The sequence below is a fragment of the Microbispora sp. H10830 genome, assembly GCF_014161375.1.
Classification (GTDB): Bacteria; Actinomycetota; Actinomycetes; order Streptosporangiales; family Streptosporangiaceae; genus Microbispora; species Microbispora catharanthi.
On sequence record NZ_JABBWX010000005.1, the window covers coordinates 368,904 to 384,629 of the forward strand.

Here is a 15,726-nt window from a genome sequence, read left to right on the forward strand (position 1 = left end):
CCCAAGAGCAGGAGCTCCGTTGCGAAAGATCCTCCTAGGGTCCGTGATCGCGGGCGCCGCGTTACTCGCGCCGCTCGCGCTCGGGACCGCGACCGCCGCCACCCCCGCCACCGCCACGTACGCCGTCGACTCCGACTGGGGATCCGGCTTCCAGGGCAAGTTCACCGTGAAGGCCGGGTCGGACGCCCTGCCGAGCTGGACCGTCGAGGTCGACATGCCGTCGGGCGCGACGATCAGCTCGGCCTGGGACGCCACCATGACCAAGAGCGGCAACCACTACACGTTCAAAAATCCCTCCTGGAGCGGCGGCCTCGCGGCGGGCGCGTCGGCGAGCTTCGGCTTCATCGGAGCGCCCGGCGGTTCGACCCCGCTGAACTGCACGCTGAACGGCGCGCCCTGCGCCGGCGGGCCGACCACCTCCCCCTCGGCCAGCCCGAGCAAGAGCCCGAGCCCCAGCCCGTCCGCCTCGCCCTCGCCGTCCGCGTCTCCCTCCGCATCGCCCTCGGCGAGCCCGAGCTCGCCCCCGCCGCCCGGCGGCAAGAAGGTGATGGGCTACTTCACCGACTGGGGCGTCTACGGCCGGCAGTACTTCGTGAAGAACATCGTGAGCAGCGGCTCGGCCGCCAAGCTCACCCACATCAACTACGCCTTCGGCAACGTGACCAACGGCCAGTGCGCGATCGGCGACTCCTACGCCGACTACGACATGGCCTACACCACGGCCAACAGCGTGGACGGCAAGGCCGACACCTGGGACAACCCCAACGCGCTGCGCGGCGCGTTCAACCAGCTGCGCAAGCTCAAGGCGATGTACCCGAACATCAAGATCCTCTACTCCTTCGGCGGCTGGACCTGGTCGGGCGGCTTCGGGCAGGCGGCGGCCAACCCCACCGCGTTCGCGAACTCCTGCTACAACCTGGTCGAGGACCCGCGCTGGGCGGACGTGTTCGACGGCATCGACATCGACTGGGAGTACCCGAACGCCTGCGGCCTCAGCTGTGACAGCAGCGGCCCTGCGGCGTACAGGAACCTCATGGCCGCACTGCGCGCCAAGTTCGGCAAGGACTACCTGATCACCGCGGCGATCACCGCCGACGGCAACTCCGGCGGCAAGATGGACCTCGCCGACTACGGCGGCGCGGCGCAGTACGTCGACTGGTACAACGTCATGACCTACGACTTCTTCGGCGCCTGGGACGCCAAGGGCCCGACGGCTCCGCACTCGCCGCTCACGTCCTACTCCGGCATCCCGGTCGCGGGCTTCTACTCCGACAATGCGGTGCAGAAGCTGAAGAGCCTGGGCGTCCCGGCGAACAAGATCCTGCTGGGCATCGGCTTCTACGGCCGCGGCTGGACCGGCGTCACCCAGGACACGCCCGGCGGCACCGCCACCGGCGCCGCACCCGGCACGTACGAGGCGGGCATCGAGGACTACAAGGTCCTCAAGACCAGCTGCCCGGCCACCGGCACGGTCGCCGGCACCGCCTACGCCAAGTGCGGCTCGAACTGGTGGAGCTACGACACCCCCGCCACGATCGGCGGCAAGATGACCTACGCCAAAAACCAGGGTCTCGGCGGGGCCTTCTTCTGGGAGTTCAGCGGCGACACCTCCAACGGTGAACTGATCGGCGCCATGTCCAATGGCCTGAAGTAACCGCTTCGAGCCGATCGGGGCCCCCGCGCGTCTCGCGCGGGGGCCCTGATCATCCGGCCATCCTGGCGAAACCTTCGCTTATGGTGGCATTTATGGACGCGACGAGGACGATCGTAGAAACGGTCGGCAAGCTGCGGCAGCGCCGCACCGCACCGCTCGTGCTGGAACTGGACCTGACCGAGGGGCTGTCGGAAGGTCCGCCCGCCGACCCCGTCACCGCCCTGCTGTCCATGCGCAAGGCGCGCCTCGCCGAGGTGCTGTCGGGCCTGCGCCGCGCCCGCAAGGACCCTCGCGTCACCGCGCTGATCGTCAAGATCGGCGGCAACCCCCTCGGCCTCGGCATGGTGCAGGAGCTGCGCACGGCCGTGGTCAAGCTGCGCGCCGCGGGCAAGCGGACCGTCGCGTTCGCCGAGACGTTCGGCGAGTTCGGCGCCGGCACCGTCCCCTACTACCTGGCCAGCGCCTTCGAGCGGGTCTACCTCCAGCCCTCCGGCGACGTGGGCCTGACCGGGGTGGCGCTGGAGCAGCGGTTCCTGCGCGACGCGCTCGCCAAGGCCGGGGTGCGGTATCAGATCGGCCAGCGGCACGAGTACAAGACCGCGGCCAACACCTACACCCAGAACCACATGACCGACGCCCATCGCGAGTCGGCCGGGCGCATCGCCGAGTCGGTCACCGAGCAGATCGTCGCCGGCGTCGCCGAGGGGCGCGGCCTCGACCCCCAGCGGGTGCGCGAGCTGATCGACCAGGGCCCGTTCATCGGGTCGGAGGCCGTCGAGGCCGGGCTCGTGGACGAGCTGAAGTATCGCGACGAGGTCTACGCCGAGACCGTCGACGACGGCGCGCACCTGCTCTACGTGTCGCGGTACGCCAAGAGCGCGCTGTCCGGCAGGCTTCCGCACCCCGGAGCGGCCACGGTCGCCCTGGTCCACGGCAACGGCATGATCCGTCTCGGGCGCAGCGGCCGCTCACCGCTGGGCGGCGGGGGCGCCATGGGCTCCGACACCATCTGCGCCGCCCTGCGCTCGGCCCGCCGGGACGAGAAGGTCAAGGCCATCGTGTTCCGCGTGGACAGCCCCGGCGGGTCGTACGTCGCCTCCGACGCGATCTGGCGGGAGGTCGTGCTGGCGCGCCGGGCCGGTAAGCCGGTCATCGTGTCGATGGGCGACGTGGCGGCCTCCGGCGGCTACTTCGTGTCGATGGCCGCCGACGTGATCGTGGCCCAGCCGGGCACGCTGACCGGCTCGATCGGCGTGTTCGGCGGCAAGCCCGTCGTCGGCGAGCTGCTCGGCAAGCTCGGCGTGGTGACCGAGTCGGTCGCCGAGGGCGCCAACGCCGGGATGTTCTCGCCGTCCACCGCGTTCTCCGACGAGCAGTGGGAGCGGGTGAACGCCTGGCTCGACCGCATCTACGACGACTTCGTGGGCAAGGTGGCGCAGGGCCGCGACCTCACCAAGGAACGGGCCCACGAGCTGGCCAGGGGCCGGGTGTGGACCGGCGCCGACGCCAGGGCGGCCGGTCTCGCCGACGAGCTCGGCGGCCTGGAGGACGCCCTCGCCCTGGCCCGCCGCCGGGCCGGGCTGGCCGGCGACGCCCCCGTACGGACCTATCCCCGCATGCACCCCCTGGAGCGGCTGCGCCCGCCGGAGTCCAGCGAGGACAAGTCGGCCGCGCTCGCCCGGGTGCGTCTGGAGGCGTGGGGGCCGCTGGCGCGGATGGCCGGGCAGCTCGGCCTCCCGGCGTACGGCCCGCTCGTGCTGCCCGGCTACTGGACGATCCGGTAGCGGGAGCGCAGCCGTACGAGCGGGGCCTTGGAGGCGTCGACGTAGTCGACGCCGAGGACCTCCCCGATGAACAGCGTGTGATCGCCGGCCGGGACGACCTGGATCGTCTCGGCCTCGATCGCCGCCACCCCGCGCTCCACGACCAGCGCCTCGCTGTGCGCGCCGCGATGGTGGGCGACCCCGGCCAGCAGGAGCCGGGCGCCCGGCCGTCCTGCCGCGGCGAACCTGGAGGCGACCGCCTGCTGGCCGTCCGCGAGGACGCTCGCGGCCCAGCGATCCCTGCGCAGCAACACCTCGGCGAGATATCCGGCCGAGTCGAGGCTGATCAGCACGAGCGGCGGGTCGAGCGACATCGACATCAGGGTCGCGACCGTCGTGCCCAGGTCGTCGCGGTCGTCCTTGACCGTCACGACCGCCACGCCCGCGGCCAGCTGCCCCATGGCCTCGGTGAACAGTCCCTGCCCAGGTCCCACACCCAGCTCCTTCCCCTCCGGCGTGCGACTGTGCCACCGCGGCCCGGGCCCACGCAACCGATCTCTTGGCTGTATGTATGTCATGACATAAGTATGACCTATTGCATTGGTGTTAATTGGTCATTACGGTCGAGGCGACACCATCCCCCAACCGAGGAGGCGCGATGCGTCCCCTGTCCGGGCTGTTCCTTGCCACCCTGACGATCTCCCTGATAGGCGGGGCGGCGGTCCCCGCGTCGAGCAGCGGCGTCGCCACCGTGTACCCGCAGGTGGAGACCCCCGCCTTGTACGACGACGAGGCCGGCGGCAACGCCAACGGCGACGACCCCGCCATCTGGGTGGACCCCCACGACTCGGACGACAGCGTGGTGATCGGCACCGCCAAGGAGGCCGGGCTCTTCGTCTACGACCTCGACGGACGGCAGGTCCAGCACCTGCCCGCGCCCGCCGCGCCGGGCCCCGACGACGAGGTCGGCAGGTTCAACAACGTCGACGTGGCCTACGGTTTCGGCGACCGCGACCTCGCGGTGGTCTCCGACCGGGGCCGCGACCAGCTCAGGATCTACGCCATCTCCCACGGCCGGCTCACCGACGTGACCGACCCGGCCGCGCCGTTCGTCTTCAACTCCACGCAGGAGCAGGTCGACGACAAGGAGACGGCGTACGGCCTGGCCACCTGGACCGACTCCACCGGGACCTACGCGCTGGTCAGCCGGCGGCACCGGACCTCGGTCGGGCTGGTGAAGCTGCTGCCCAAGCCGGGCGGGAAGGTCGGCTACCAGCTGGTCAGGACACTCGACCTGCCCGCGTCGTTCGCCCTGCCCAACGGGCAGAGCTGGACCCCGTGCGACGAGCCCGGAGTCCAGCCGCAGGTCGAGGGCATGGTCGTGGACCAGGAGAAGGACGTGCTCTACGCCGCCCAGGAGGACGTCGGCATCTGGCGGATGCGGGCCGACCTCACCGGCACACCGGTGCTGGTGGACAAGACCAAGGAGTTCGGCGTGCCGGGCACGTACGACGCCGAGGCCGACGAGTGCACGCCCGGCACCGACCCCGGCTACGGCGGCACACACCTGGCGGCGGACGCCGAGGGCCTGACGATCTACTACCGCGAGGACGGCAAGGGCTACCTGCTGGCCTCCAGCCAGGGCGACAGCACCTTCGCCGTCTACCGCAGGGAGGGATCCAACTCCTACCTCGGCCAGTTCCGCGTGGGTGAGAAGAACGGCAGCGACGGCGTCGAGCACAGCGACGGCTCGACCGTGCTGAACGTGCCGCTCGGCGACTTCGACGAGGGCCTGTTCGTCGCGCACGACGGGGAGAACACCCCCGCCGAGCCCGGCCGGGAGATCACCGGCTTCAAGTTCACCAAGTGGGACGACATCGCCGACAAGCTCGACCTCGACGTGGACACCGACGGCTGGGACCCGCGCGACTGACGCGGGCGCGTCAGAAGGCCCCCGGGTATCCCCGGGGGCCTTTCCGTTCACCGGGTCAGCCGTGATTGACGCGCCAGAAGTCCGAGACCGTCTGCCGGTTGCGCAGGTCGCCGAGCAGCCCGGCGGGGTCGGTGTGGAAGAGCTGCCCCTTCCAGTCGCTCAGGCCGTCCGGAGTGACCAAAGGCTTCACCGTGCTGTTGCCGGAGACGCCGCCCTCGCCGATCTCGTGCTTAACGCCCTCCTCGGTCATGATGAAGTGGACGTACAGCTTGGCCGCGTTGGGGTGCCTGCTCTTGGCGGCGATCGCGACGTACTTGGGGTAGCTGAAGCCGGCGAACGGCGTCATCCCTTCACAGGTCGCCTGGGCGTATCCCTTGTCCTCGTTGTTGCGGAACTTCGAGATCGACATGAAGCCGATCTTCTTGTCGGTGGCGTTCGGCGCGCCCACCGCGGCCGAGATGTCCTCGTCGGAGCCGGTCAGCACGGGCTTGTTGGCCGAGATGCGCTTGACCCACTCGTAGGCGGCGCTCTTCTCCTCGGTCTGCAGCGGCTTGCCGTACTTGGCCTGGTAGGCCTGCTCCAGCGCCTGGTTGCCGTGGGCGTCGAGCTGGGTGAAGAACGACAGCACGGTCGGCTTGCCGAGCGGGTCCTGCATGACGAGCTTGCCCGCCCACTCCGGCTCGGTCAGGTCCCACACGTTCTTGATCGGGCATCCGCCGGGCGACAGCTTGGTGTTGTACGCGAAGACCGTGGCCTTCGACAGCGCGAGCAGCGGGTTCCGGCTCTCGGCGGGGATCTGGTCCTTCAGGTCGGCCGGCACCCACGTCCGCGCGACGCCCTGCGGGATGAGCTGGCCGACCAGCACGCCGCCGTCCTCGTACATGGCCGCGTCGATGGTGACGTTGCCGGCCGCGTGCTCCCTCGTCATCTTCTCGGCGGTCTGCGGGGTGTCGGACTTCACCCCCTCCATCGGGATGCCGTACTTGGCGGTGAAGGCCTTGGCCACCTCTTCGATGTCGCCGCTGGAGTCGTAGACGAGCAGGCCGCCCTCCTTCTTCGCGGCGGCGACCAGCGCGTCCAGGTCGAGGGACGCGTCGATCGAGGGGCCGGGCAACGGCTCGGCGCTCGTCGCCGAGGACGGCGCGTCCGGGCCGGTGGAGGGCGCGCAGGCGGCGACGGCGAGCGCGAGCAGTGCCAGGGGAACGATCTTCCGGGTACGCCTCAAGGTGGCGTCACTCCTCTTGCCTCTCGGGGGGTCGTCGGGCGCCGCCCAGAGCCCCGATCCGGCGCCGCGGTGTGCTCCACGATGAACGTCACGTGAACAGTTTGTCAAGACATAATGACCGCAGTCGCGAACTGGACATCTTCTGTTAATCAGGCCACTGTGGCATTGGTCAAGACATTCTGATGTCAGCTACCGTCGAGTCGTGACAGTCACCAGATTGGACATCGACCTCGACAGGTCGAGCCCCGTGCCCCTCTACTTCCAGGTGGCCGAGCGGATCACGCAGGCCATCCAGGCCGGCAAGCTGCCCCCCGGCTCCCGGCTGGACAACGAGATCCAGCTCGCCGAGCAACTCGGCCTCTCCCGCCCCACCATCCGCCAGGCGATCCAGTTCCTCGTGGACAAGGGCCTGGTCGTCCGCAAACGCGGCGTCGGCACCCAGGTCGTGCACGGACAGGTGAAGCGCGCCGTCGAGCTCACCAGCCTGTACGACGACCTCCGCCGGGCCGGACAGGAGCCGGAGACCCGGGTGCTGTCCCTGGACACCGTACCGGCCGAGGAGGAGGTCGCCGCCGCCCTGGGCGTCGAACCGGGCACCGAGGTGCTGCGGCTGGAGCGGATCAGGTTCGCCATGGGAGAGCCGCTCGCCCTGCTGCACAACTGGCTGCCGGTCGGGCTGGCCCCGCTGACGGCCGAGTCGCTGATGGAGCGCGGGCTCTACGAGATGCTGCGCCAGACCGGCATCCGGATGCGGGTGGCACACCAGCGCATCGGCGCCCGCGCGGCCTCCCCGGCGGAGGCCCGGTTACTGGAGGAGCGGCGCGGCTGCCCGCTGCTCACGATGGTCCGCACCACCTACGACGACCAGGGCCGGGCGGTCGAGCACGGCTCGCATGTGTACCGCGCCTCGCACTATTCCCTCGAGGTCACCCTCGTCGAGCGCTGAGTAACGCTTATCTCATCGGGATGATAGTTCATCCGAATGTCAGGACAAACTCTTGACCTTTACCTTCCGCTCATCTAGAACTGGAGGCCCCTGGACGAGGAGCTGACACATGCGTGTGGGTTTGCTGGGCCTTGGCCGCATAGGCGTCTTCCATGCCGCCACCCTTGCCGGTCTCGCGGACGAGCTGGTGGTCTCCGACGTGGACCGGAGCCGGGCGGAGGAGGTGGCGGCACGGTTCTCTACGGCACGGCTGTCCGCGACGGTCGGCGACCCCTTCGACGCGGACGCCGTGGTGATCGCGACTCCGACGTCCACCCACACGGAGGCGCTCGATCGCGCCTGTGAGCTGGGCGTCCCGGCGTTCTGCGAGAAACCGGCGGCGCCCACGGCGGAGGAGACGCTGCGGGTCGCCGAGACCGTCGAGCGCACCGGCGCCGTCGTGCACATCGGCTTCCAGCGCCGCTTCGACGCGGGCTACCTGGCCGCCCGCGACGCGCTGCGCTCCGGCGATCTGGGCGTGCTGCACCGCGTCCACCTGATCACCGCCGATCCCGCGCCTCCGCCCGCCGGCTACATCCCCTTGTCCGGCGGCATCTTCCGCGACTGCCACATCCACGACTTCGACATCCTGCGCTGGGTCACCGGGCGCGAGGTGGACACGGTCTACGCGACCGGCGCCAACCGCGGCGAGGAGTACTTCGCCGAGGCGGGCGACGTGGACACCAGCGCCGCGATCCTGACGATGGACGACGGCACGCTGGCCACCCTGCAGGGCTCGCGCTACAACGGCGCGGGCTACGACGTGCGGATGGAGCTGGCCGGCACCCGCGGCGCATGGGCGGCGGGGCTCGGCGGGCGCACCCCGCTGCGCTCGGCCGAGGGCTTCGCGCCGGACGGCGACCCCTGGCCGGACTTCCAGGCCAGGTTCGAGGAGGCGTACGTCGCGGAGATGACCGCCTTCCTCGAGGCGGCGCGGGGCGAGCGGGAGAGCCCCTGCACGGTCCGCGACGCCCTGGCCGCGCTGTACGTGGCCGAGGCGGCGGACCTGTCCCGCCGGACCGACCGTCCCGTCCGCGTGACGGAGGTGACGAAGTGAGGATCGCCGCCGCCCCCATCTCCTGGGGAGTCTGCGAGGTGCCCGGCTGGGGCCACCAGCTCACCCCGGAGCGTGTGCTGGCCGAGATGGCCGCGCTCGGGCTGACGGCCACCGAGCTGGGCCCGGACGGGTTCCTGCCGCCGGAGCCCGACCACCGCGCCGCCCTGCTGGGCGGCTACGGCCTGCGTGCGATCGGCGGCTTCGTCCCGGTCGTCCTGCACGACCCGGCGCACGACCCGCTGCCCGCCCTGCGGGACACCGTGGCCGCCTTCGAGGCGGACGCGGTGGTCGTGCTGGCCGCCGCGACCGGGGTGGACGGCTACGACGGACGCCCCGCCCTGGACGACGAGGGCTGGCGGACGCTGCTGTCCACCCTCGACCGGATCGACCGGGAGATCTCCCACCTGGTCACCCTGCACCCCCACGTGGGCACGATGGTCGAGACCGGCGAGGAGGTGGAGCGGGTCCTGGAAGGCTCGGCCGTCTCCCTCTGCCTGGACACCGGGCACCTGCTGGCCGGCGGCGCCGATCCGCTCGACGTCGTCAGGAAGGCCCCCGAGCGGATCGCCCACGCGCATCTCAAGGACGTCGACGCGGACCTCGCCGGACGGGTCAGGGCGGGCGAGCTCACCTACACCGACGCGGTGCGGGCCGGCATGTACCGTCCGCTCGGCCGCGGCGACGTCGACGTGGCGGGCATCGTCTCCGGCCTGACGGCCGCCGGCTACACCGGCTGGTACGTCATGGAGCAGGACGTGATCCTCACGTCGGCCGACGCCGATCCTCTGGCGGACGTGCGTGCGAGCCTGGCCTACCTCACGGGCCTGGCCTCCCCGGAGGACGCGTGACCGGCACTGAGACGGGCACTGAGGCGGCCGCGCCGGAGGTGCTGACCATGGGGAGGGTCGGGGTGGACCTCTACCCCCTGCAGGTCGGGGTCTCCCTGCGGCAGGTGTCGACCTTCGGCAAATACCTGGGCGGCAGCCCGACCAACGTGGCCGTGGCCGCCTCCCGTCTGGGCCGCCGCAGCGCCGTGATCACCCGCACCGGCGCGGACCCGTTCGGGCGGTTCGTGCACGACGCGCTGCGCGAGTACGGCGTGGACGACCGGTACGTGACCGCGGTGCCCGGCCTGCCGACCCCCGTGACGTTCTGCGAGATCCGGCCGCCGGAGGACTTCCCGCTGTTCTTCTACCGCTGGCCGAAGGCCCCCGACCTGGAGATCCTTCCCACCGAGCTCGACCTGTCCGCCGTCACCGGCGCGGCGCTGCTGTGGACGACCGTGACCGGGCTGTCGGACGAGCCGTCGCGTGGCGCGCACCTGACGGCGCTGAAGGCCCGGGGACGCGCCCCGCACACCGTGCTCGACCTCGACTACCGGCCGATGTTCTGGTCCGACCCGCGTACGGCCCGGCGGCACGTGCGCGAGGCGCTCGAACACGTGACGGTCGCGGTCGGCAACCTCGACGAGGCCGAGGTGGCCACCGGCCTGCGCGATCCCGAGGCGGCCGGCCGGGCCCTGCTCGACGCCGGGGTCGAACTCGCGATCATCAAGCGGGGATCGGCGGGGGTGCTGGGTATGACGGCCGGCGAGACGGCCGAGGTGCCGCCCGTCGACGTCGAGGTGGTCAACGGGCTGGGCGCAGGGGACGCCTTCGGCGGAGCGCTGTGCCACGCGCTGCTCGCGGGCTGGCCTCTGGAGCGGACGCTGCGGTTCGCCAACGCCGCGGGCGCGATCGTCGCCGGCCGGCTGGCCTGCGCTCCGGCGATGCCGACCCTCGGCGAGATCGAGATCGTCGTGACGCGGGGTTCCGCACGGGGACTCCCCCCGGACCCGGGGAACGTCATCCAGGGGGACGCCCCTCGGGGAGAAGCAGGAAGGGGGGACGCCGGGTATGCGTGAGGAGGACTACCGCCGCCTGCTGGACGACCGGGCCTGGCACCCGGAGCGGGTGGCCGAGGCGGCCGCGGCCCGCAGGCGCCGTCCGCTGCGGAGCGGGCGCGACCGGCTGCTGATCATCGCGGCCGACCATCCGGCCCGGGGCGCGCTCGGCGTGGCCGGACGTCCGATGGCGATGGAGAGCCGGATCAGCCTGCTCGACCGGCTGACGACCGCCCTGGCCCGGCCCGGCGTGGACGGGCTGCTCGCCACTCCCGACGTCGTGGAGGACCTGCTGCTGCTCGGCGCCCTCGACGACAAGATCGTGATCGGTTCGATGAACCGGGGCGGCGTCCAGGGCGCGGCGTTCGAGTTCGACGACCGCTTCACCGCCTACGACGCCGACTCGCTCGCGGCGATGGGCTTCGACGGCGGCAAGATGCTCTGCCGCATCGGGCTGGAGGACCACGCGACCGTCGCCACGCTGGCGAGCTGCGGGCAGGCCGTGACCCAGCTCGCGCGGCACGGCCTGATGGCGATGATCGAGCCGTTCTGGTCCCATCGTGTCGGGGGCGTGGTGCGGCACGACCTGTCGCCCGAGGCGATGATCCGCGCCATCAGCGTCGGCCAGGGGCTGGGGGCGACCTCCGCCCACACCTGGCTCAAGCTCCCGGTGACCGAGGACATGGACCGCGTCCTCGAGGCCACGACGCTGCCCGTCCTGCTGCTCGGCGGCGAGCCCGGTTCCGACGAGATCTGGGACTCCTGGAGCAAGGCCCTGCGCCTGCCGGGCGTGCGCGGCCTGGTCGCCGGGCGGGCGCTGCTCTACCCACCGGACGACGACGTCGCGGCGGCCGTGGACGCCGCGGTCACCCTGCTGGAGACCACATGACCTACATTCCCCACGGCACGGCCGCCTCCGGCCCCTGGGACGTCGAGATCACCCCCGAGGCCGCGGGCTGGACGTACGCCGGGCTGCGGGTCGTGGACCTGGCGGACCGGCCGGTGGAGCTGTCCACCGGCGAGGAGGAGATGCTCGTCCTGCCGCTGGCGGGAGCGTGCGACGTCGTCGCCGACGGCCTGCGGCTGTCGCTCACCGGACGCCCCTCGGTGTTCTCCGGGCCGACCGACTTCGCGTACCTGCCGATCGACGCCCGGGTCACGATCACCGGCAGGGGCAGGGTCGCGCTCCCTGCCGCCCGGGCCACCCGCCGCTTCCCCATCAGGTATGGCCCGGCGGACGCCGTGCCGGTGGAGATCAGGGGCGCGGGGCAGGCGACCCGGCAGGTGAACAACTTCTGCTCCCCCGAGTCCTTCGACTGCGACAAGCTCGTGGCCGTCGAGGTGATCACGCCGGGCGGCAACTGGTCGTCCTATCCGCCACACAAGCACGACACGCCGTCGGAGCACGAGGCGGTGCTCGAGGAGATCTACTACTTCGAGGGCGGCCCCGGCTACCAGCGGGTGTACGGCACGCACGAGACGCTGGCCGAGGTGTCGGCGGGCGACGTGGTGCTCGTCCCGCACGGCTACCACGGCCCGTCGATGGCCGCGCCCGGCTACGACCTCTACTACCTGAACGTCCTGGCCGGCCCGGCGGACAAGCGGTCCATGGCCTTCTCCGACGACCCGAGGCACGCGTGGATCCGCGGCTCGTGGGCCGACCAGCCCGTCGATCCCCGGCTGGGAGGTGTCTCATGACGAACACGACGAGGCTCACCGTGGCGCAGGCGCTGGTGCGCTTCCTCGCGCAGCAGTGGATCGAGCGCGACGGCGTGGAGCACCGGCTGATCGCCGGGTGCATCGGCATCTTCGGGCACGGCAACGTCGCGGGAATCGGCCAGGCCCTGGCCGAGCAGGGCGCGGGCACCCACGACCCGCTGCCCTATTATCTGGCCCGCAACGAGCAGGCGATGGTGCACACGGCCGTCGGCTACGCCCGGCAGTCCGACCGGCTGTCCACGCTCGCCTGCACCAGCTCGATCGGGCCGGGCGCGACCAACATGGTCACCGGGGCCGCGCTGGCCACGATCAACCGGCTGCCGGTGCTGCTGCTGCCCGGCGACCTGTTCGCCACCCGGGTCGCCTCGCCGGTGCTGCAGGAGCTGGAGGACCCCCGGTCGTACGACGTCAGCGTCAACGACTGCCTCAAGCCCGTCAGCCGCTTCTGGGACCGGGTCAACCGGCCCGAGCAGCTTCCGGCGGCGCTGCTGGGGGCCATGCGGGTGCTCACCGACCCGGCCGAGACCGGCGCGGTGACGCTGGCGCTGCCGCAGGACGTGCAGGCCGAGGCGCACGACTGGCCCGAGGAGCTGTTCGCCCGCAGGGTCTGGCACGTGGCCCGGCCGGTCCCCGAACCCGCCGCCCTGGCCAGGGCCGCCGAGCTGCTGCGCGGCTCGCGCCGCCCGCTGATCGTCGCCGGGGGCGGGGTCAAGTACAGCGGCGCCTGCGCCGAGCTGGCCCGCTTCGCCGGACGCCACGGCGTGCCGGTGGCCGAGACCCAGGCCGGCAAGGGCGCGCTGCCGTACGACCATCCGTGCGCCGTGGGCGCGATCGGGCACACCGGGACCCGCGCGGCCGACACCCTGGCCCGCGAGGCCGACCTGGTCATCGGGATCGGCACCCGCTACAGCGACTTCACCACCGCCTCGCGGACGCTGTTCCGGCAGGCCGGGTTCCTCAACGTCAACGTGGCGGCGTTCGACGCGGCCAAGCACGCGGCCGAGACGCTCGTCGCCGACGCGCGGGAGGCCCTGAAGGCACTCGGCGACGTGGACTGGCGGGCCGACCCCGGCTGGACGAGCCGGGCGGCCGAGCTGGCGGCCGGGTGGCAGGCCGAGACCGACCGGTTCTACGGCGGGACCGAGCTGACCCAGCCGGTGGTGCTCGGTGTCCTCAACGAGGTCGCCGCGGGCGGGGTGGTGGTCAACGCGGCCGGGTCGATGCCGGGCGACCTGCACCGGCTCTGGCGTGCCTCCGACCCCGGGCAGTACCACGTCGAGTACGGCTACTCCTGCATGGGCTACGAGATCGCCGGAGGGCTGGGGGTGAAGCTCGCCGCCCCGGAGCGTGAGGTGTTCGTGCTCGTCGGCGACGGCTCCTACCTGATGATGGCCCAGGAGATCGCCACCGCCGTGCAGGAGGGCGTCAAGCTCGTCATCGTCCTGGTGGACAACCAGGGCTTCGCCTCGATCGGCGCGCTGAGCGAGTCGGTCGGCGCGCTCCGGCTCGGCACCGCCTACCGCAAGCGCGGCCCGGACGGCCGGCTCGACGGGGAGCGGCTGCCGGTGGACCTCGCCGCCAACGCCGCCAGCCTCGGCGCCGACGTGCTGACGGCGGCCGATCCGCAAACCCTGCGTGCCGCGCTCGCCAAGGCCGTCGCGTCGCCCCGCACGACCGTGGTCTACGTCGAGACGGTCCCCGGCCCCGCGCCCGCCGCCGAGGCGTGGTGGGACGTGCCGGTGGCCGAGGTGTCCGGGCTCGCCGAGGCGCGCGCCGCGCGCGAGCGCTACGACGAGGCCAAGCGTGACCAGCGGCCCTACCTCTGATGGGGTGGACGCTCGCGTTCGCCGCGGCGGCGGTGCTCTTCACGTTGATCAGCGGGGCCAACGACGGGGCGACCCTGATCGGGCTCGGGCTGCGCTTCCCCCGCTCACCGGGCTGGACGGCCGCCGCCCTGCTCACCGCGGCCCTGTTCGCCGGGCCGTACGTGCTGGGCGTCACGGTCGCCCGGACGTTCACGGAACGGCTGGCGGGGCTGGACACCGGGCAGGGGGCGACGGCGTTCCTCACCGGAGTGGTGGTCGCCGTGACGGTGGTCGCGATCCTTACCGGCCGCGGCCTGCCCACGAGCCTCACGCTCGCCGTGATCGGCGGCATCACCGGCGCCGGGCTCGGCGCGGGGCTGCCGGTGGCGTGGCGGGGGGTGGCCACCGTCCTCGCGGTCGGGGCCGGGGCGCCCCTGGCCGGGCTGGTCCTCGGCTACCTGCTGGGGACGGCGTCCCGCCGGGTGCCGTCCTACCAGCGGATGCCCCGGCTCGTGGGCACCGCCCACCTGCTGGCGTACGCGGCCCAGTGCCTGGCGTACGCGGTGAACGACGGCCAGAAGATGATCGCGGTCGCGAGCGTCGCGATCGGCGTGGGCCGCGGCGGGCTCGGCCGGGTGGGACCCGTCGACGTCCCGCCGGTGTGGATGGCCGTCCTCGCGGCGCTCTTCCTCGCCGGGGCGCTGGCGGGTCTCCCCCGGGTCGGCGCCCGGCTCGGGCGCGGCCTGGTCATCACCCGGCCGCTGCACGTCGTCTCGGCGGAGACGGCGGCCACCGGCGCCGTGCTCGGCAGCTCGGCCCTCGGCAGCCCGGTGAGCATGACCCAGTCCATCACGGCCGGTGTGGTCGGCGTGGCGGCAAGCGAAGGAGCACGGAGGGTGCGATGGCAGGCAGTGGTGAACATGGGAACGGCGTGGCTGGTCACGCTGCCGTCGTCGCTGGCGCTGGGCTGCCTCGCGGGGCTGACGCTCAGGCTGCTGTGACCGGCGCGCGCGGGCGCGCCCGCCGGTTCTCGCGGGCCTGGGACGACCTGCGGGGGCGGTCGGCACGGCGGGTGGTCGACCTGGTCCGCGGGCAGATCGCGGTCGCGCGGGACGGGGCCGGGCTCGCCCGCGCCACCGCCACCGGCGCGACGGACCGGCCGGCCGCGCGGGCCCGGATGACCGAGGTGGAGCACGAGGGGGACGCGGCGCGGGGCGAGCTCGTGGAGACCCTGCGCCGGGTGCTCGCCACCCCCATCGACAGGGAGGACCTGTTCCGGCTCTCCCGGTCGATCGACGACGTCCTCGACCACCTGCGCGACTACGTACGCGAGACCGACCTGTTCGGGCCGGAGGACCTCGGCTTCGCGGTCGAGCCGCTGCAGGCGGTGATCGACGGCCTGGCCGAGCTGGACGCGGCCGTGCTGAAGATGCTCGACGACCCCGGCTCGGTGACCGTCGCCGTGCTCGCCACCCGCAAGTGCTGCAACCGCCTGCGGCAGCTGTGCCAGGCCCGGCTCGCCGAGCTGTTCCGCGGCCCGCTGCGGATGGAGACGCTGCGCGAGCGCGAGTTGCTGGGCCGCCTCGACGCGGTGGGCCGGCGGCTCGGCGAGGCCGCCGACGCGCTCGCCGACGCCATGCTCAAACGCAGCCACTGAGCCGCGTCCCACCAGGCGGAAACCCCGCTCCGCCGCGTCCGAAACC

General features: G+C 72.3%; 14 protein-coding genes. 12 read left to right on the forward strand and 2 right to left on the reverse strand.

All coding sequences use genetic code 11. From position 1 onward, the window contains the following. Positions 1–19: 19 nt before the first annotated feature. The gene (locus HHX35_RS16465) at positions 20–1,654 is read left to right on the forward strand and encodes a glycosyl hydrolase family 18 protein (protein WP_182899657.1); all 1,635 of its coding nucleotides are present in this window, start codon (positions 20–22) and stop codon (positions 1,652–1,654) included. A 92-nt stretch (positions 1,655–1,746) separates the two neighbouring features. Next, positions 1,747–3,438, forward strand: coding sequence for a signal peptide peptidase SppA (gene sppA, locus HHX35_RS16470; protein ID WP_182899658.1), 1,692 nt, complete (start codon positions 1,747–1,749; stop codon positions 3,436–3,438). On the opposite strand, the gene HHX35_RS16475 is transcribed toward sppA, so the two are convergent. Next, entirely contained in the window at positions 3,420–3,878 is a 459-nt protein-coding gene (locus tag HHX35_RS16475; RefSeq protein WP_259405132.1) for a flavin reductase family protein, read from the reverse strand. The genes sppA and HHX35_RS16475 overlap by 19 nt on opposite strands. Positions 3,879–4,075: 197 nt before the next feature. On the opposite strand from HHX35_RS16475, the gene HHX35_RS16480 reads away from it, so the two are divergent. Next, the gene (locus HHX35_RS16480; RefSeq protein ID WP_182899660.1) at positions 4,076–5,350 is read left to right on the forward strand and encodes a phytase; all 1,275 of its coding nucleotides are present in this window, start codon (positions 4,076–4,078) and stop codon (positions 5,348–5,350) included. Between the two features lie 55 nt (positions 5,351–5,405). Here HHX35_RS16480 and HHX35_RS16485 read toward each other — a convergent pair whose 3' ends face one another. Continuing rightward, positions 5,406–6,575, reverse strand: a complete 1,170-nt coding sequence (locus HHX35_RS16485) for an ABC transporter substrate-binding protein (protein ID WP_182899661.1) — start codon at positions 6,573–6,575, stop codon at positions 5,406–5,408. Between the two features lie 202 nt (positions 6,576–6,777). Between HHX35_RS16485 and HHX35_RS16490 the strand changes: the two genes are divergently transcribed. The 9 genes from HHX35_RS16490 (at position 6,778) to HHX35_RS16530 (ending at position 15,680) form a co-directional block, all read left to right on the forward strand. Next, the gene (locus tag HHX35_RS16490; protein WP_182899662.1) at positions 6,778–7,521 is read left to right on the forward strand and encodes a GntR family transcriptional regulator; all 744 of its coding nucleotides are present in this window, start codon (positions 6,778–6,780) and stop codon (positions 7,519–7,521) included. Between the two features lie 109 nt (positions 7,522–7,630). Further along, positions 7,631–8,617, forward strand: a complete 987-nt coding sequence (locus HHX35_RS16495; protein ID WP_182899663.1) for a Gfo/Idh/MocA family oxidoreductase — start codon at positions 7,631–7,633, stop codon at positions 8,615–8,617. After that, positions 8,614–9,465 carry a sugar phosphate isomerase/epimerase gene (locus HHX35_RS16500; RefSeq protein ID WP_182899761.1) on the forward strand — a complete coding sequence of 284 codons (852 nt, stop codon included), beginning with the start codon at positions 8,614–8,616 and terminating at the stop codon, positions 9,463–9,465. Before HHX35_RS16495 ends, HHX35_RS16500 begins: the two co-directional genes overlap by 4 nt. A gap of 47 nt (positions 9,466–9,512) precedes the next feature. Then, a complete protein-coding gene (gene iolC, locus HHX35_RS16505; RefSeq protein WP_182899757.1) occupies positions 9,513–10,520 on the forward strand; it encodes a 5-dehydro-2-deoxygluconokinase in 1,008 nt (335 codons plus the stop codon). Further along, the gene (locus tag HHX35_RS16510; RefSeq protein WP_139578306.1) at positions 10,513–11,388 is read left to right on the forward strand and encodes a deoxyribose-phosphate aldolase; all 876 of its coding nucleotides are present in this window, start codon (positions 10,513–10,515) and stop codon (positions 11,386–11,388) included. The genes iolC and HHX35_RS16510 overlap by 8 nt, the downstream gene beginning before the upstream one ends. After that, entirely contained in the window at positions 11,385–12,197 is an 813-nt protein-coding gene (gene iolB, locus HHX35_RS16515; RefSeq protein ID WP_182899664.1) for a 5-deoxy-glucuronate isomerase, read from the forward strand. The genes HHX35_RS16510 and iolB overlap by 4 nt, the downstream gene beginning before the upstream one ends. Beyond that, positions 12,194–14,044: a 3D-(3,5/4)-trihydroxycyclohexane-1,2-dione acylhydrolase (decyclizing) gene (gene iolD / locus HHX35_RS16520; RefSeq protein ID WP_182899665.1), complete on the forward strand. Its 1,851-nt coding sequence runs from the start codon at positions 12,194–12,196 to the stop codon at positions 14,042–14,044. The genes iolB and iolD overlap by 4 nt, the downstream gene beginning before the upstream one ends. Continuing rightward, on the forward strand, positions 14,044–15,024 hold the full coding sequence (locus HHX35_RS16525; RefSeq protein WP_182899666.1) for an inorganic phosphate transporter: 981 nt from the start codon (positions 14,044–14,046) through the stop codon (positions 15,022–15,024). The genes iolD and HHX35_RS16525 overlap by 1 nt, the downstream gene beginning before the upstream one ends. After that, on the forward strand, positions 15,021–15,680 hold the full coding sequence (locus HHX35_RS16530) for a DUF47 family protein (protein WP_220505476.1): 660 nt from the start codon (positions 15,021–15,023) through the stop codon (positions 15,678–15,680). The genes HHX35_RS16525 and HHX35_RS16530 overlap by 4 nt, the downstream gene beginning before the upstream one ends. Positions 15,681–15,726: the final 46 nt, after the last annotated feature.